This window comes from Oscillospiraceae bacterium (genome assembly GCA_015067255.1).
In the GTDB taxonomy this organism is placed as follows: domain Bacteria; phylum Bacillota; class Clostridia; order Oscillospirales; family SIG519; genus SIG519.
On the sequence record SVMS01000011.1, the window covers coordinates 1 to 17,873 of the forward strand.

The window sequence follows — 17,873 nt, forward strand, 5'->3', positions numbered from 1 at the left end:
TCAGACAAGGCATAAAACGGAGTTAATCCTCAATGGATTAACGAGTATTTTAACGTAGAATGAGCGAAAATCCGCCTTTTTAAAACGAGTTTGAATTATTTGCTCTACCCTATATGTACGCCGACGAGAACGGATTGACGAAATCTGCACTCTTTTTGGACACCCTGCAAGAGATGAGAGTTTTGCCCTCATCTCTTTATTTTTTATCAACCATATATTTTAAATAAGCATTTATAAATCCGTTTAAATCTCCGTCCATAACAGCATTTATGTTACCTGACTCAAAGTTTGTACGGTGGTCCTTTACAAGAGTATAGGGCATAAATACATAAGAACGTATCTGAGAGCCCCAACCGATTTCTTTTTGCTCACCTTTAATATCTTCAATTTTGTCAAGATGCTCTCTCTCTTTGATTTCAACAAGCTTTGATTTGAGCATCTTCATAGCAACTTCTCTGTTTTGATGCTGGCTGCGTTCGTTTTGACAAGCACAGATAATACCTGTGGGAATGTGCGTAATTCTGATAGCACTTTCAGTTTTATTAACGTGTTGTCCGCCTGCACCGCTTGCACGGTAAGTGTCAACCTTGAGGTCTTCATCACGAATCTCAATTTCGATACTGTCATCTATTTCGGGCATAACCTCAACAGAAGCGAAAGAGGTATGTCGTCTGCCTGAGCTGTCAAAGGGTGAAACTCTGACAAGTCTGTGTACGCCCATTTCTGATTTTAAATATCCGAAAGCGTTAATACCTTCTACGAGAATAACAGCGCTTTTTAAGCCTGCTTCATCACCGTCAAGGTAGTCAAGAATTTTATATTTAAAGCCGTTTTTCTCAGCCCAATGAGTATACATACGGTAGAGCATTTCAGCCCAGTCCTGTGCCTCCGTTCCGCCTGCGCCTGCATGGAAAGTAACAATGGCATTGTTTTTATCATACTCACCTGAAAGCAAAGTTGAAAGACGTTGATGCTCTAATTCACTCTCTATGCCTTCTACACCTTTATTTATCTCATCTAATTGACTTTCGTCTTCCATCTCATCTGCTAATTCAATAAGAGTAAGAGTATCTTCATAAAGAGATAAAAGGGAAGAGTAATTTTCGATTTTATCTTTAAGCTGTTTTGTACGTTGTAAAACTTTTTGAGAGTTTTGCATATCGTTCCAGAACTCTTCTTGAGATGCCTGTACTTCAAGCTCTTCAATTTCTTTTTTTACTTGAGTAAGCTTTAAAGCGTCAGCCAAGTCATCAATATCTTTTTTTAGCTGTAATAAATATAGTTTTTTCTCTTCAAAAATCAGCATAAAAGCACCCTTCGTTGATAATTTAATTTTCAATAATTCCCTGACAAGGAGAACATATAAAAGCAGAGGAATAATGTTTTTTCATTTCATTTTTACATTTTTGAGCATAATCCTGGTTATTGAATATTGCAAAAACAGAAGAACCGCTTCCGCTCATCATAACACACATAGGAGAATATTTTGAAAGCATTGATTTAACAGTAGAAATTGAAGGACAAATTGAAATTGCAGTATCCTCCATAACATTGAAAACATACTTAGTAAGTAAATTCAGATTGCCATCTTCGATAGTTTGTAAAAGCTTGTCAGTAAATGGTCGGTTAATAATAGCATTTTTAGAAAGCATAGAATAAACCTTTGGTGTTGATACGCTTTCCTTTGGCTTGACTATAACAAAATAACAGTTAGGCATAGGCTTAAGAGGTGTAAGAATTTCTCCCAAACCCTCACAAAAACAAGTTCCGCCGTTTATACAAAAGGGAACGTCAGCGCCTACCGCTTTACCGATTTCGAGAATTTTATGCTCAGACAGCGGAAAATCAAACATTTTATTAAGTCCGATTAAAACGCCTGCCGCATTTGTACTGCCACCGGCAAGACCTGCACCAACAGGGATTATCTTTTTTATTGATATATGAATAGATTGATTTATTCCTGTAGCTTCAAAAAAAAGCTTAGCAGCTTTGTATGCAACATTTCTTTCGTCAATGGGAATATAAGAAAAATTACAGCTTAAAGAAATACCTTCAGAGTCTGTTTTTTTTATTGATATTTCATCATATAAAGAAACGGATTGCATAATAGTTTGAAGCTCGTGATAACCATCGGGACGTTTACCTAAGATATCAAGGCTGAGATTTATTTTCGCAGGACATTGTAAAGTAATACTGTTCAAAGCTGTCACCTAATGCTATTTTATTTCATCGGGATTATAGGGAGTAGTCTGATATACAAAGTAGTTCAACCAATTTGAATAAAGAAGATTAGCGTGAGAACGCCAAGTCTTTTTCGGGGGAATAGAAGGGTCGTCATTTTCAAAATAGTTATAAGGTATATCAATTTTTAAACCCTTATCAACATCTCTGAAATATTCCTTTGAAAGTGTATCAGCATCATATTCAGAGTGCCCCGTAACAAAAAATTGGTTCTTTGTTTTACTTGCTACAATATAAATTCCTGAACGGTCTGAGGACGATAAAATTTCAAGCTCTTTACACTTTTTAATATCTTCTTCTTTAATTTCCGTATGTCTTGAATGCGGTACAAAAAACTTGTCGTCAAAGCCCCTTAGTAAAGGATGGCTTTTTTTAAGCACCTTGTGCTCAAACACACCGAAAATCTTACTATCCATAGGATATTTTTTAATTCCGTAATGATAGTAAAGACCTGCCTGAGCGCCCCAACAAATATGAAAGCTTGAATGAACGTTTGTTTTAGACCATTCTAAAACAGAACAAAGCTCGTCCCAATATTCCACCTGCTCAAAGGGCATATTTTCAACGGGAGCACCTGTAATTATAAGCCCGTCAAACTTTTCATCCTTAATATCATCAAAGGTTTTATAAAAGGCTAATAAATGGTCAGAAGATGTATTCTTAGGAATATATGTTTTTGTCTGTAAAAGGGTAGGTTCTACCTGTAAAGGCGTATTACTTAACAGACGCAACAACTGTGTTTCTGTAGCAATTTTAGTAGGCATAAGGTTAAGTATTGCTATTTTAAGAGGACGAATGTCCTGCTTTAGCGCACGCTTTTGCGTCATTACAAAAATATTTTCATTTTCAAGAGTTTTTCTGGCAGGGAGCCTGTCTGAAATTTTAATAGGCATAATTTCACCGTTTTCAGTTTATATTTTCTATGTTTATTATTCTTTGGTTTTCGTTTTTACCTTGAGTTATTGTGATTTTTATATAGCTTTTGGGAAGAGCAAAGGGGATGTTTTCGCTCCATTCCACAGCAATTACACTTTTTGTGCCGACGTAATCGTAATAGCCTGTAGAATAAAGAGAATCCTCGTCATAAATACGGTACATATCAAAATGATATAAAGGTATTTTTCCCAAATATTCGTGCATTATTGTATAGGTGGGACTGCTGACGTCACCGTCATATCCAAGTCCCTTGGCAAGCCCTGAAACAAAGGCTGTTTTTCCGGCGCCCAAATCGCCGTACATTGCAATATATCCTCCGGTTTCAATAAGCTTTTTGCCAAGCTCAATTCCGATATTTATTGTTTCGTTATAGCTGTTTGAATATATCATCAGAAAAGACCTGTAACAATTCCGTCAGCATCAATATCAATGTTTTCTGCGGCGGGAGCTTTAGGAAGTCCGGGCATAGTCATTATATCTCCTGTTAAAACAACTAAAAATTCAGCGCCTGAGGAGATATTGATATCTCTGACTGTGATTTTAAAATCAGAAGGTCTTCCCAAAAGGGAAGGATTGTCGCTCAAGGAATATTGAGTTTTAGCAATACATATCGGAAAATGAGAAAATCCCATTTCGTTTATTTTTTTAATTGTCTTTTTAGCTTTGTCTGTAATGATAATTCCGCTTGCGCCGTAAACACGCTTGGTAACTGCTGTAATCTTTTCTTCAATGCTCATATTATCATCATAGGTAAGAGATAGTTTTTGCTTGTTTTCAGTGGCTTCTATAACAGCTTTTGCAAGCTCAATTCCGCCGTCTCCACCCTTTGCAAACACTTCAGAAAGAGCAAAGCCTACGCCTGCTTCTGAGCAAGCCTTTTTAACAATTTCTATTTCTTCGGGAGAATCTGTATTAAAGCTGTTCAAAGCAACAATGACGGGAACATTAAAGCCCTTTATGTTATCAATGTGCGCCTTAAGATTGGAAACACCTGATTTTACAGCTTCAATATTGGGAATACCAACATCGGCCTTAGCAACACCGCCGTTGTAACGTAAAGCTCTTATTGTAGCAACTATTACACAAGCGTCGGGATTAAGTCCTGCCTTGCGGCATTTAATATCAAAGAACTTTTCAGCACCCAAATCACTGCCAAAGCCTGCTTCGGTAATACAGTAATCAGAAAGCTTCATAGCAAGACGGGTTGCTATAACGGAGTTACAGCCGTGAGCAATATTTGCAAAAGGACCTCCGTGTATAAGACAGGGAGTGTTTTCAAGGGTTTGTACCAAATTGGGCATCAAAGCATCCTTAAGAAGAGCAGCCATAGCGCCGTTTGCTTTAATATCTCGACAGAATACGGGGCGCTCATCGTAGGTATAGCCTATAAGAATATTACCCAAACGTTTCTTTAAGTCTTCCAAATCGGAAGAAAGACATAAAATCGCCATAACCTCACTGGCAACGGTTATAGAAAAGCTATCCTGCCTGGGAACACCGTCAACCTTGTTTCCTAAGCCGACAACAATATTTCTCAAAGCACGGTCATTCATATCAACAACACGTTTAAAAACAATTCTGCGACAGTCAATATTCAAAGCGTTTCCTTGGTGAATATGATTGTCTATCATAGCACACAAAAGATTGTTAGCTGCTGAAATAGCGTGCATATCTCCCGTAAAATGAAGATTTATATCTTCCATAGGAACAACCTGCGCATATCCGCCGCCTGCGGCGCCGCCCTTAACTCCGAAAACAGGACCAAGGGAAGGCTCACGAAGTGCAATTACACAGTTCTTGCCGATTTTTGAAAAAGCCTGTCCCAATCCTACTGTAGTAGTGGTTTTTCCTTCACCTGCAGGGGTAGGATTTATTGCGGTAACAAGAATAAGCTTACCGTCTTTTTTGTCTTTAAGGCGTTTGAAAATATCAAGACTTACTTTTGCCTTGTGACGTCCGTAGGGGATAAGCTCATTGTCGTCTATTCCGGCAATTTTAGCAATTTCAGTAATGTTTTTCATCTTTGCAGCTTGAGCAATTTGAATGTCTGTAAGCATATTGTTTCTCCCTAATATTAATATAAATTTATTTAGTGCTTAATAATCCATTATTGATTTTATCATAAAATTAAATATTCTTCAAGATTTTTTTATTTTTGATTGAAAAACTGTAAAAAAAATAGTATACTGTATTTGTAAAAGTATAATTTTTATTGAAATGGAAAAAGGAAGGAGAAAATGCTTGAAAACCTTTTTTGGATATATAAGAAATTTTTTTAAGGGACTTGACAATTTTCTTATTTTTTTGTGCATAATAAGTCCGGTGTTTGGATTTGTTCTTGTTTACAGTGCGACTCAAAATACCGATTCTGCGTTGAGAAATGTTTTAATTCAAAGCGTATGTCTTGTTATAGGACTTGCGGTTATGTTTTTAATAGCATATTTTGACTATGAAATTTATATGCATTTTTCAAAATACATTCTGTTGTTTTTCTTTGTGGCGTTAATTGTTACTTTTTTTGTTGCAAAAGATGTAGACGGTAACAGAAACTGGATTGACCTTAAAGTAATAAAGCTTCAAACCTCGGAAATAGCTAAAGTAGGATTTATCATTACAATAACAACACATATAGCAAAGGTAAGAGAAAATCTTAATTCTCCGTTAATGGTATTACTTTTGTTTGTTCATTTTCTTTGCTATGCAGGTCCTATTGTTCTTCAAGGGGATATAGGCTCTGTGCTGGTATATCTTGTTATATTTTTGGTTATGCTTTTTGTGGCAGGCCTTAAATACGTTTATTTTGCAGGAGCAGCAGTTGCGGGAATTATATGTGTTCCTGTTTTGTGGAACAGTATTATGCCCGAATATATGAAAAAGCGTATATTGACAGCCTTTAATCCTGAGCTTGACCCATTGGGAATAGGCTATCAGGCAATTCAGAGTAAAACAGCATTGGGCTCGGGTAGATTTTTAGGCAACGGTCTTTTTGACGGAATACAGACTCAGTACAATTTATTGCCTGCCAAGCATACGGATTTTATCTTTTCTGTTGCGGGAGAAGAGCTTGGATTTATAGGCTGTATGGTAATTATAGCTTTATTGTTTTTGATTATTTTAAGAGTGGTTTTGGTCGGTATAAATTCAAAAGACGACAATGGAATTTTGCTGTGTACGGGAGTTGCTACAATGCTTGCGGCACAAACTATTGAAAATATAGGAATGTGCGCAGGTGTATTACCTGTTATAGGAATAACTCTCCCGTTTTTCAGTTACGGAGGCTCATCTCTTATGAGCGTATTCTTATGTATGGGTGTTGTTCAGTCTGTTTCAAACCATTCGGGAGAAATGATGATAAATTTCAGAGAAAATCTTAAATTTCAGTAAAATAGAAGGGTAAAAATGATAGTTGATTTTCATAATCATATTTTTGATGATTCAATTGCTCAAAGAGCGGTTGAAAAGCTTGAAAAATGCAGTAAATTAAAAGCTTGGCATAACGGAACCAAGACAGATTTATTGCGTTTGATGGATGAGTCGGGAGTAGATAAGGCGGTTATACTTCCGATAGCCACTAAACCATCTCAGACAAGAAATATAAATAAATGGGCAAAAGAGGTTTCGGACTCAAGAATAATCTCTTTCGGTACCTTTCATCAGGACAATGAAAATTATAAAGAAGAGATAGATTTAATAGCTCAAGCCGGTTTTAAGGGTATAAAGCTTCATCCTGATTATCAGGGCTTTTTTGTCGATGATGAAAAAATGCTTCCAATGTACGATTATATTTTTTCAAAAGGCCTTATTTTGATTTTTCACTGCGGAGTTGATATAGGACTTCCTCCGCCTGTTCACTGTCCTCCCGAAAGGCTGAAAAACGTGATAAAGCAAATGCAGGGCGGAACATTGATTGCTTCTCATTTGGGCGGTTTTCTAATGTGGGACGAGGTTGAAAAGTATCTTGTAGGTGAAGAAATATATATGGATACATCTATGGGAACAAAGCACTATAAAAACGAACAGTTTTTGAGAATAGTAAGGGCGCACGGGGCAGACAAAATACTTTTCGGCAGTGACAGCCCGTGGTCATACGCAAAAGAAGAGATTGAAAACTTGAAAAAAAGCGGTCTTTCTCAGCAAGAACTGGAATTGATTTTTGAAAAAAATGCCCGAAAACTTTTAGGCGTATAAAAAAGCGAGAATACAAGATAATATATAATATTATAATATTTTTAATAATTTTCTAAAAATCGCTTTACTTTACCTGAGGTAATATGGTATAATATTCAGTGTTTTTATGTATTTGGTAAATTGGTAAAATTTTTATATAAATTTTATTTTCGGGAGATGAATTTCGAATGAAAAGATTTGTCATTGACGGAGGCAAACAGTTAAAAGGAACAGTTGAAATCAGCGGAGCTAAAAATGCCGCTGTTGCTATAATACCTGCAGCTATTCTTGTAGAAGGAGTCTGCAGAATAGAGAATATCCCTCAGATAAATGACGTTACTCTTATCTGTGAAATATTGCAGAAAATGGGAGCAAATGTTAAAACTATAAATAAAACAACTATGGAAATAGATTGCAGTAAAATGACAGATTACTGCGCACCTACAAATCTGGCGAGAAAAATGCGTGCCTCTTATTATCTTTTGGGAGCATTACTCGGCAGATTTTATAATGCCCGTGTTGATTTGCCCGGCGGCTGTGATTTCGGAGTAAGACCTATTGATTTGCATATAAAGGGCTTTGAGGCTTTAGGCGCAAGCGTTAATATAGAGCACGGTATTGTTTATGCAAAGTCTGAAAATTTAAACGGTGCAAATATTTATCTTGATAATGTGTCTGTAGGCGCAACTATAAATATTATGCTTGCGGCTGTAAGAGCACAGGGACAGACAGTTATTGAAAATGCGGCAAAGGAGCCTCATATTGTTGACGTTGCTAACTTTCTTAACTCTATGGGCGCAAATATAAAGGGTGCAGGAACAGACGTTATAAAAATTACAGGTGTAAGTAAGCTCCACGGCGGAACTTATACAATTATTCCCGACCAGATTGAAGCGGGTACTTATATGGTAGCGGCAGCGGCAGTAGGCGGAGAAGTGCTTGTTACAAATGTTATTCCTAAGCATCTGGAATCAATTTCCGCAAAGCTTACCGAAATAGGCGCTACTATTGAAGAGTTTGATGAAGCAGTTCTTGTAAAAAGAGACGGACCTCTTACAAGAGCAAATGTAAAAACCTTACCTTATCCCGGTTTTCCTACAGATATGCAGCCTCAGATAACAACGCTTTTATCGGTTGCAACGGGAACAAGTATAGTTAATGAAGGCGTTTGGGATAATCGTTTTAAATACGTTGACGAGCTCAAAAGAATGGGAGCGCAGATAAGTGTTGACGGTAAGATAGCTGTTATCGAAGGAGTCGAAAAGCTTACGGGCGCTATTGTTAAATCCTGTGATTTGCGTGCAGGTGCGGCTATGGTTATAGCAGGCCTTATGGCAAAGGGAATAACAAAGGTAGAGGAAGTATCCCATATAGAAAGAGGCTACGAAAATATAGTTGAAAAGCTTCGTTCTCTCGGCGCACAAATATATGAAGAAAGCTATGAAGCGGAAGAGCAAACCATAGCAGCAAACAAGATTGGGTGAGTTTTTTGCGTTTTTGCACATTGTTTTCCGGAAGCTCCGGAAACTGTACATATGCTGAGGATAACGGCACTGCTGTTTTAATAGATGCGGGCTGTAACTGTAAGCGTATAGAAGCTGCACTTGACAGCTTTGGCAAAGATATGAAGCACATAAGCGGTATATTCATTACTCACGAGCATACCGACCATATAAGCGCTTTAAAGGTGTTATCCAAAAAATATTCAAAGCACATTTTCGGTACAGAGGCTACTTTGAAAAAAATAGCTGAGATTTATCCCGAAATTGACAAAAATCTTTTTGTACCCTTTGAAGCAGGGGACGGTGCAGAGCTTTACGGCTTTCGTGTAGTTTCTTTTAAAACCCCTCACGACAGCTCGTGTAGTGTGGGGTATGTTATAGAAAGCTCAAATAAAAAAATTGCAATCGCAACAGATATGGGGCATATTACTGAAGAATTTTTGCAAAATACTAAAAATTGCGATTATATTTTGCTTGAAGCTAATTACGATGAAATGATGCTTGAATACAATCAGAATTATCCTTTTATGCTAAAAAAACGTATAGCGGGAGATTTCGGTCATCTTTCAAACAGACAAAGCGCACAGGCAATATTGAATGTTCTTGAAAACGGAACTCAAAAAATAATTTTAGGACATCTTTCTGAGCAAAACAATACTCCTCAAAAGGCTATGCAGTCAATTAGTATGTATCTTTCTCAAAAAGGAATAAAAAGCGGAGATTTAAGTCTTAGTATTGCTCCAAGACATAATCCGTCTGAGGTTATTTGCGTATGACTGTGAAAATTATATGTATAGGCAAAATAAAAGAGAAAAGTATTTCTCAGGCTCTTGAAGAATATATAAAGAGAATAAACGGATTTTGTAACTTCGAAATTGTTGAGCTTCCTGAAAGCCGTCTGCCTGAAAACCCTTCTCAAAAGGAAGTTGAAAAAGCGTTAAGTAATGAAGCGCAGGCAATATTGAAGAAAATAAGCGGTAATGAATATGTGTTCAGCCTCTGTATAGAAGGAAAGCAGCTAAGCTCAACAGAGCTTGCCGATAAAATTTCTCAGACTATGCTTTACGGAAAAAGCACAATATGCTTTGTAATAGGCTCTTCCTTCGGGCTTGACCAAAGTGTTAAAGCATCCTCTGATTTTAAGCTTTCTTTTTCTAAAATGACTTTTCCTCATCAGCTTATGAGACTTATTCTGACAGAACAGATTTACAGAAGCTTTACTATTATAAACAATACCGAATACCATAAATAAAAATTCTATCTTTACATATTAAGGGATAGGTGATATATATGCATGATTATAAAGCACAATATGAAAAATGGATAAACAGCGATAAGGTCGATGAAAAGACTAAAAAAGAACTTGTAGCTTTAAAGGACAATGAAAAAGAATTAGAATACAGATTTTGCAAAAATCTTGAATTTGGTACAGCAGGCCTCAGAGGAATTATAGGCGCAGGTACAAATATGATGAATATTTATACCGTGCGTTATGCTACACAGGGTATCTCAAAGCTTATTTCCGATTGCGGAGAAGAGGCTCAAAAAAGAGGTGTGGCAATAGCGTATGATTCACGACATTTTTCTGCTGAATTTGCAAAGCAGGCGGCAGGAGTGCTTGCAGCAAACGGTATAAAATCATATGTTTTTGACGAGCTGAGACCTACCCCTGAGCTTTCCTTTGCAGTAAGAGAGCTAAACTGTATAGCGGGTATCAATATAACAGCCAGCCACAACCCGAAAGAATATAACGGATATAAGGCTTATTGGGAGGACGGAGCTCAGATTTCTCCCGAGCAGGCGCAGGTTGTTATACAGGCGATTTTGGAATCCGATATTTTTGAAGATGTTGTTTGTATGGATTATCAGGAGGCGGTAGATAAAGGCTACGTAACAATTCTTGATAAAAGCTTTGATGATAAATATTTGAAGGAAGTATCAAAGCAATGTATAAATACAGACTCCGTAAAAGCTATAGCAGATGATTTTAAAATAGTATATACTCCTTTTCACGGAGCAGGATACCGTCTTGTCCCTAAAATATTAAAAGAAATGGGATTTAAGCATATAATTACTGTACCAGAGCAAATGATTACAGACGGCGATTTTCCCACAGTCAAATCTCCTAACCCCGAGGAAAAAGAAGGCTTTACAATTGCTATGGAGATGGCACGCAAGGAAGACGTTGACTTGATTTTGGGTACAGACCCCGATGCTGACAGAGTGGGTGTTGTGGTTCGTGATTCCGAGGGTGAATATATCGTTCTTTCCGGAAATCAGATAGGAGCAATTATATTAAATTATATAATAACAATACGTGAAAAGAAAAATATGATGCCCAAAAGCCCTGCCGTTATTAAAAGCATTGTAACCTCAGAGCTTGCAAAGGCAATATGCGATAAGCACAATATCCATATTGAAAATGTTTTCACCGGTTTTAAATATATCGGAGAAAAAATATTACAGTGGGAAACTTCAAAAGAATATAATTTCCTTTTCGGATATGAAGAAAGCTTTGGCTATCTTGCAGGTAATTACTGCAGAGATAAGGATGCGGTTTTTGCATCGGCTATTCTTGCAGAGGCAGCAGCCTTTTATGCAGGAGAGGGAAAAACCTTGTATGATGCTTTGATTGATATATATAATGAGTACGGCTATTATATAGAAAAAAGCATAAGCTACGCTATGCCGGGTCTTGACGGAACTAAGAAAATAAATAATATTATGAGTAATTTACGAAAAGAGATATTCAGAGAAATAGGCTCAGTAAAGGCTGATACTTTTACTGACTATAAAACAAAAGAAATTACTCAGCTTGATACAGGCGCAAAAAGGGATACAGGAATGTCTGAGTCAAACGTGCTTTTTTATAAGCTTGTTGACGGCACAAGCGTTGTTGTGCGTCCTTCGGGAACAGAGCCGAAAATTAAAATTTATTATATGACAAGCGGAAAAACAAAAAAAGAAGCACAGGAAAAGCTTGAAAGCTATATAGCTGATTTTTCAGAAAAACTTGAAGCATTAGGCAATTAAAAAAATATAGAAAATAGAAAAAATAGGAGAGAAAAACATGACAAGTATTAATGCCAGTGAAACAATTTTTGACTTTTCAAAGCAGGTGGCGCCCTTAAGCATTATAGCTATGGACAGTATGAGCGCTTTGGGAAAGAAAATTGACAATTATCTGACTCTTTGGTCGGGAAACAGCCCTGCATACCAGGCTGATACCTTTTTAGTAGAGGTTGACTGCCCTCGTTTCTCAACAGGTGACGGTAAGGGTATGATTAAGCAGACTATCAGAGGAAATGACATTTTTATTCTTGTCGATGTTGGAAACTATAACTGTAAATATAAAATGTACGGCAAGGAAGTGCCTATGTCTCCCGATGACCATTATTGCGACTTGAAGCGTATAATTCAAGCGGCAAGCGGTAAAGGTCACAGAATAACAGTTATAATGCCTTTACTGTACGGCGGCCGTCAGCACAGAAGAAACTACAGAGAGTCCTTGGATTGTGCTGTTGCTTTGCAAGAGCTTGAAAGAATGGGCGTAACAAATATTATAACCTTTGACGCTCACGACCCCAGAGTACAAAACGCAATACCTCTTATGGGCTTTGATAATGTACGTCCTACATATCAGGTGCTAAAAGCTTTGCTTCGCCGTCATGACGATATTATTCTTGACCCTCAGCATCTTATGATAGTAAGCCCCGACGAAGGCGCTCTTAACAGAAATATGTATTATTCCTCTGTTTTAGGCGTTGATATGGGTATGTTTTATAAGAGACGTGACTATTCAAAGGTTATAAACGGAAGAAATCCCATAGTTGCTCACGAATATTTGGGAGCATCTGTTGAAGGTAAGGATATTTTTATTTCCGATGATATTATAGCTTCAGGAGAGTCTATGCTTGATTTAGCATATGAGCTTAAAAAGAGAAAGGCAAACAGAATATTTGCTTCTGCAACCTTTACTCTGTTTACAGGCGGTCTTGAGCTCTTTGATAAAGCATATAAAGACGGCGCAATAACAGGAGTTTTAGGAACAAATCTTACATATATTACTCCCGAATGCCGTGAAAGAGAATGGTTTATTGAGGTAGACGTTTCGAAGTATATTTCTTACATTATAGCAGCTATAAACCATGATTTTTCAGTAAGTATTGCTCTTAATCCCTTAGAGAGAATTCAAATACTTACAGAAAAATATAAGCAAGCACAAAGAGAAAAAGGAATAATCGTTTAATTTTATATTGGGACGAGCACGTGTAACAGCGTTTCTTGTCCCAAAAGTTTTATGCAAAAAGGAGAAATTAAAATGGTAAGACATATAGTTATGTGGAAGCTTAAAGAAGATGTAAAGCCACATCAAGCAATAGATATTTTACAGCCTAAATTTAAGAATTTGTTGGGAAAAGTCGAAGGCTTAGAGGATATAGACGTGGGAATAAACTATAACGGCGGTGAATACGATATCGTTCTTTACTGTGTTTTTGCTTCTAAAAAAGCACAGGACGATTATCAGGCAAATCCGTTACATCTTGAAATAAAAACAGTTGTTCATTCCCTTGTTTGCGGAAGAACCTGTGCAGATACAGAATTTTAAAATTTGAAAGGTACAATATGAGAGAATACAGCCTTTATCTTGTGGGAACTCCTATAGGAAACTTAGAAGATATATCTCGCAGAGCCTTGAGCGTGCTGAGTGAAGTTGATTTTATTGCAGCTGAGGATACAAGAAATACTTTAAAGCTTTTAAACCGTTTTGAAATAAAAAAGCCTCTTATAAGCTATCATGAGCATAACAGAGCTATGCGTGAGGAGCAAATAATACAAAGGCTTTTAGAGGGTGAAAAATGCGCTCTTGTTTCAGATGCGGGTATGCCTGTTATTTCTGACCCCGGCTGTGATTTGGTAAAAGCCTGCATAAAAAATGATATTTCATATACGGTAATTCCCGGTCCTTCTGCCGGAATTACGGCGTTGTGTATGTCAGGGCTTGATGCTATTAGATTTTGTTTTGAAGGCTTTTTACCGACTCAAAGCTCAGAGAGAAAAGCACGTTTTTTTGAGTTGTCTAAGGAAAGCAGAACATCAATTTTTTATGAAGCACCTCATCGCCTCAAAAAAACACTTGAAGAAATGTATACTTTTTTGGGAAATCGAAAAATATATATTGCAAGAGAACTTACAAAGCTTTATGAGCAGGGAATATCAACTACTCTAAAAGAAGCAATAGAGTATTATGAACAAAATGAGCCAAAGGGAGAATTTGTGCTTGTTTTAGAAGGCTGTAAACAAGAGGAAGCGCCACAGATAGATATAAAAAAAGAATTTGAAAAGCTTGTAGAAAACGGCTATTCAAAAAGCGATGCCGTTAAGGAAATTTCTTTAAAGTACGGACTTAAGAAAAACGAGGTGTACTCTGTATGTATAGGATAAAATTCGGACCTGCAGGAAATGACGAAAGCTTTTATGAGCAAGGCTATAAAACAACCTTGCAAATGCCGGGCTGGCTTGAAAAAATGGAACTCAATGCCTATGAATATCAGTGCGGCAGAGGTGTAAACGTTTCCGAAAACACTGCCAAAGCCTTGGGAGAAAAGGCAAAGGAGCATAATATATCTCTTTCCTTACACAGTCCTTATTTTATATCTCTTTCAAGTATAGAAGAGGAAAAAAGATTAAATTCTATAAATTATATTTTGCAAAGCGCAAGGGCTGCAAACGATATGGGAGCAACAAGAATAGTTGTTCACAGCGGATCCTGTGCAAAAATATCCCGTGAACAAGCCTTGGAATTAGCTAAAGATACTCTTAAAAGAGCTCTTGAAGCTTTAGATGAGCAAGGCTATTCCCATATAACACTATGTCCCGAAACTATGGGAAAAATCAATCAATTGGGTACTCTTGAAGAGGTGCTCGAGCTTTGCAGTATAGATGAAAGACTTATCCCTGCAATAGATTTCGGACATCTTAACGCAAGAACTATGGGAACTCTCAAAACAGCAAATGACTTTGAAAAGATATTAGAAATTACAGAAAATAAAATAGGCTATGACAGAATGAAAATTTTTCACAGCCATTTTTCAAAGATAGAATATACAGACGGCGGAGAAAAAAAGCATCTTACATTTGAAGATACAAAATTCGGTCCTGATTTTGAGCCATTGGCAGAAATTATTTGTAAAAAGAATCTTACACCTACTATAATCTGCGAATCTGCGGGAACAATGGCAATAGATGCAAAGAAAATGTTAGATATTTATATGAAGCGAAGGAATAGCTATGAACTGTGAAATATTAGCTGTAGGAACAGAGCTTTTGTTAGGCAATATAGTAAATACAAACGCTCAGTATTTGTCAGAGCAGCTTTCAAGTCTTGGAATTGATGTTTACTATCACACTGTAGCAGGGGATAATAAACAACGTTTGGAAAATGCTTTAAAAATTGCATTTGAGCGCTCAGATATGGTTATAACAACAGGAGGCTTAGGACCTACTCAAGATGACCTTACAAAAGAAACAGCGGCGGCATATTTTAATGAAAAGCTTGTTTGTAATGAAGAGGCGCTTGAAAAAATAAAAGCATTTTTCGAAAAAAGGGGAACAGAGATGGTTGCTTCAAATGAAAAGCAAGCATATATCCCCGAAAATGCAATTATTTTTCAAAACCGTTGCGGTACGGCACCGGGATTTTTACTGAATAAAAATAATAAAATTCTCATAATGCTGCCGGGACCGCCTTCTGAAATGAAGGATATGTTTGAAAACTGCGCATTAAAGGAATTGAAAAAATTACAGACAGATACAATGGTTTCAAGAGATATAAAAGTATACGGAGCAGGGGAATCCTTTATCGAAAGTAAGCTTCTTTCTTTTATAAATCAAAAAAATCCAACAGTTGCTCCATACGCTAAAAGCAGCGAGGTTCTTTTAAGAGTTACGGCAAAAGCAGAAAATGAAGAAGAAGCAGCAAAGATGGCTGACAAAACAGTTGAAGAAATTTGCCAAACAATAGGTGAGTATGTCTACGGAATAGATATTGCCTCTCTTGAGGAAGCGGCGGTTAAGGAGCTTAGTAAAAAAGGCTTGAAGGTAGCAACAGCAGAATCCTGTACAGGCGGAGGGATAGCCAGAAGAATAACTTCTGTACCGGGTGCATCAAACGTTATTGAATGTTCCTTTGTAACTTACAGTAATGATAAAAAGAATAAGCTGTTAGGTGTATCAAAGGAAACTTTGGATAAATTCGGCGCAGTAAGTAAAGAGACAGCAAAAGAAATGGCATACGGTGCAAGAGTTAAGTCAGGTGCCGATATAGGTGTTTCGGCTACGGGCTATGCAGGGCCGGACGGTGGAGATAAAGAAAATCCCGTAGGGACTGTATATATAGGCATATCAACAAAAGAAAAAAACATAAGTGAAAAAATAATTATAGGCAGAGGCTCATTCGAAAGAGAATATGTCCGCCACGGTGCAGAGAATAAAGCTCTTTGGATGATATTAAAAGAAGCAAAAAAATTATTAAAAAAATAAAAAGGGTTGAAAAAAATGAGAAAAGATATAAATCTTACAATGCTTACAGACTTTTATGAATTTACAATGGGAAACGGCTATTTGAAAACAGGAATGGGAGATAAAATAGCTTATTTTGATATATTTTTCAGAGAAGTTCCCGACGGCGGCGGCTTTGCTATTATGGCAGGTCTTGAGCAGGCAGTGGAATATATAAAAAATCTACATTTTGACGAAGAGGATTTGGAATTTTTCAGAAAGCAAAATTTGTTTTGCGATGAGTTTTTAGATTACTTGAAAAATTTCAAGTTTACCTGTGATGTTTGGTCAGTTCCCGAAGGAACACCAATTTTCCCTAAAGAGCCCGTTATGATAATAAGAGGTCCTGTAATTCAAGCACAGTTCCTTGAAACAATGCTTCTTATTTGTGTAAACCATCAATCACTAATAGCAACAAAAGCTAATAAAATAGTGCGTTCAGCAAACGGACGTCCTGTAATGGAATTCGGTGCAAGACGTGCACAGGGCTGTAATGCAGCATTGCAGGGCGCAAGAGCTACATATATAGCAGGTTGCTCTTCAACCTCCTGTACTGTTGCGGCTCAAAAATGGGGAATACCTGCATCGGGCACAATGGCTCATTCCTGGGTACAGCTCTACGATAATGAATATGAAGCATTTAAAAATTATGCAGAGCTTTATCCCGAAAACTGCATATTGCTTATAGATACCTATAATGTTTTGAAATCTGGAATTAAAAATGCAATTAAAGTTTTCGATGAAGTGCTTAAACCCAAAGGATACAGACCTGTGGGAGTACGTATAGACAGCGGAGATATAACCTATCTTTCCAAAAAAATAAGAAAAATCCTTGACGATGCAGGATATCCTGATTGTAAAATTGTGGCATCAAATTCATTGGATGAAATAATAATAAGAGAAACAACATTACAGGGTGCTAAGATAGACAGCTTTGGTGTAGGCGAACGTATGATAACATCAAAAAGCGAGCCTGTTTTTGGCGGCGTATATAAGCTTGTAGCTGTTGAAAATGACGGACAGATAATACCTAAAATTAAAATTTCCGAAAACGTTGCAAAGATTACAAATCCTCATTTTAAAAAGGTATACAGAATTTATGAAAATTCTACCAATAAGGCTATGGCTGACCTTGTATGCTTATACGATGAGGAAATAGATCAGACAAAACCTTTGGAAATTTTCAATCCCGATTATACCTGGAAGCGTAAAGTTATTGAAGATTATACATTGAAGCCTTTGCTTGTAAAGATTTTTGATAAGGGAGAGCTTGTATATGAGCTTCCCGATGTACACACTATAAGAGATTATTGTCTTTCTGAAGTGGATAAGCTTTGGGATGAAGTAAAGCGTTTTGAAAACCCTCACACATATTATGTGGATTTATCTCAAAAGCTGTGGGATATCAGACACGAAATGCTCGAACGTGAAAATTCCAAAAAATAAGTTTTTCAAAGGAGATATAAA

Annotated in this window: 17 protein-coding genes; 12 read left to right on the forward strand and 5 right to left on the reverse strand. The window is 36.9% G+C overall.

The window, feature by feature from the left end; translation table 11 throughout:
• Positions 1-196 precede the first annotated feature (196 nt).
• From E7480_03815 to E7480_03835, 5 genes are read right to left on the reverse strand one after another with little or no spacing between them, the layout of a single operon-like run.
• Positions 197-1,306: a peptide chain release factor 2 gene (locus E7480_03815; GenBank protein MBE6903715.1), complete on the reverse strand. Its 1,110-nt coding sequence runs from the start codon at positions 1,304-1,306 to the stop codon at positions 197-199.
• 22 nt (positions 1,307-1,328) lie between these two features.
• Positions 1,329-2,210, reverse strand: a complete 882-nt coding sequence (locus E7480_03820; GenBank protein MBE6903716.1) for a 4-(cytidine 5'-diphospho)-2-C-methyl-D-erythritol kinase — start codon at positions 2,208-2,210, stop codon at positions 1,329-1,331.
• A gap of 6 nt (positions 2,211-2,216) precedes the next feature.
• A complete protein-coding gene (gene metA, locus E7480_03825; GenBank protein ID MBE6903717.1) occupies positions 2,217-3,134 on the reverse strand; it encodes a homoserine O-succinyltransferase in 918 nt (305 codons plus the stop codon).
• Positions 3,135-3,147: 13 nt separating this feature from the next.
• Complete coding sequence (tsaE, locus tag E7480_03830) at positions 3,148-3,567, reverse strand: tRNA (adenosine(37)-N6)-threonylcarbamoyltransferase complex ATPase subunit type 1 TsaE (protein ID MBE6903718.1); 420 nt, start codon at positions 3,565-3,567, stop codon at positions 3,148-3,150.
• Positions 3,567-5,234 (reverse strand): formate--tetrahydrofolate ligase, encoded by a 1,668-nt coding sequence (locus E7480_03835; GenBank protein ID MBE6903719.1) that lies wholly within the window; start codon positions 5,232-5,234, stop codon positions 3,567-3,569. Before E7480_03835 ends, tsaE begins: the two co-directional genes overlap by 1 nt.
• A 160-nt stretch (positions 5,235-5,394) precedes the next feature.
• Here E7480_03835 and E7480_03840 point away from each other — a divergent pair, with 160 nt between their 5' ends.
• The 12 genes from E7480_03840 (at position 5,395) to E7480_03895 (ending at position 17,852) form a co-directional block, all read left to right on the forward strand.
• A complete protein-coding gene (locus E7480_03840) occupies positions 5,395-6,561 on the forward strand; it encodes a rod shape-determining protein RodA (GenBank protein MBE6903720.1) in 1,167 nt (388 codons plus the stop codon).
• Between the two features lie 15 nt (positions 6,562-6,576).
• Positions 6,577-7,365: an amidohydrolase gene (locus E7480_03845; protein MBE6903721.1), complete on the forward strand. Its 789-nt coding sequence runs from the start codon at positions 6,577-6,579 to the stop codon at positions 7,363-7,365.
• Between the two features lie 167 nt (positions 7,366-7,532).
• On the forward strand, positions 7,533-8,828 hold the full coding sequence (locus E7480_03850; protein ID MBE6903722.1) for a UDP-N-acetylglucosamine 1-carboxyvinyltransferase: 1,296 nt from the start codon (positions 7,533-7,535) through the stop codon (positions 8,826-8,828).
• Positions 8,825-9,622 carry an MBL fold metallo-hydrolase gene (locus tag E7480_03855; protein ID MBE6903723.1) on the forward strand — a complete coding sequence of 266 codons (798 nt, stop codon included), beginning with the start codon at positions 8,825-8,827 and terminating at the stop codon, positions 9,620-9,622. Before E7480_03850 ends, E7480_03855 begins: the two co-directional genes overlap by 4 nt.
• The gene (rlmH, locus tag E7480_03860; protein ID MBE6903724.1) at positions 9,619-10,098 is read left to right on the forward strand and encodes a 23S rRNA (pseudouridine(1915)-N(3))-methyltransferase RlmH; all 480 of its coding nucleotides are present in this window, start codon (positions 9,619-9,621) and stop codon (positions 10,096-10,098) included. Before E7480_03855 ends, rlmH begins: the two co-directional genes overlap by 4 nt.
• Before the next feature lie 38 nt (positions 10,099-10,136).
• Positions 10,137-11,879, forward strand: a complete 1,743-nt coding sequence (locus E7480_03865) for a phospho-sugar mutase (GenBank protein ID MBE6903725.1) — start codon at positions 10,137-10,139, stop codon at positions 11,877-11,879.
• A 37-nt stretch (positions 11,880-11,916) separates the two neighbouring features.
• Positions 11,917-13,095, forward strand: a complete 1,179-nt coding sequence (locus tag E7480_03870; GenBank protein MBE6903726.1) for a ribose-phosphate pyrophosphokinase — start codon at positions 11,917-11,919, stop codon at positions 13,093-13,095.
• Positions 13,096-13,146: 51 nt separating this feature from the next.
• Positions 13,147-13,455 (forward strand): Dabb family protein, encoded by a 309-nt coding sequence (locus E7480_03875; GenBank protein ID MBE6903727.1) that lies wholly within the window; start codon positions 13,147-13,149, stop codon positions 13,453-13,455.
• Between the two features lie 17 nt (positions 13,456-13,472).
• On the forward strand, positions 13,473-14,291 hold the full coding sequence (gene rsmI / locus E7480_03880) for a 16S rRNA (cytidine(1402)-2'-O)-methyltransferase (GenBank protein ID MBE6903728.1): 819 nt from the start codon (positions 13,473-13,475) through the stop codon (positions 14,289-14,291).
• Entirely contained in the window at positions 14,279-15,148 is an 870-nt protein-coding gene (locus tag E7480_03885) for an endonuclease IV (protein ID MBE6903729.1), read from the forward strand. Before rsmI ends, E7480_03885 begins: the two co-directional genes overlap by 13 nt.
• Positions 15,138-16,388, forward strand: a complete 1,251-nt coding sequence (locus E7480_03890) for a competence/damage-inducible protein A (protein ID MBE6903730.1) — start codon at positions 15,138-15,140, stop codon at positions 16,386-16,388. The genes E7480_03885 and E7480_03890 overlap by 11 nt, the downstream gene beginning before the upstream one ends.
• 15 nt (positions 16,389-16,403) lie before the next feature.
• A complete protein-coding gene (locus E7480_03895; GenBank protein MBE6903731.1) occupies positions 16,404-17,852 on the forward strand; it encodes a nicotinate phosphoribosyltransferase in 1,449 nt (482 codons plus the stop codon).
• Positions 17,853-17,873 lie beyond the last annotated feature (21 nt).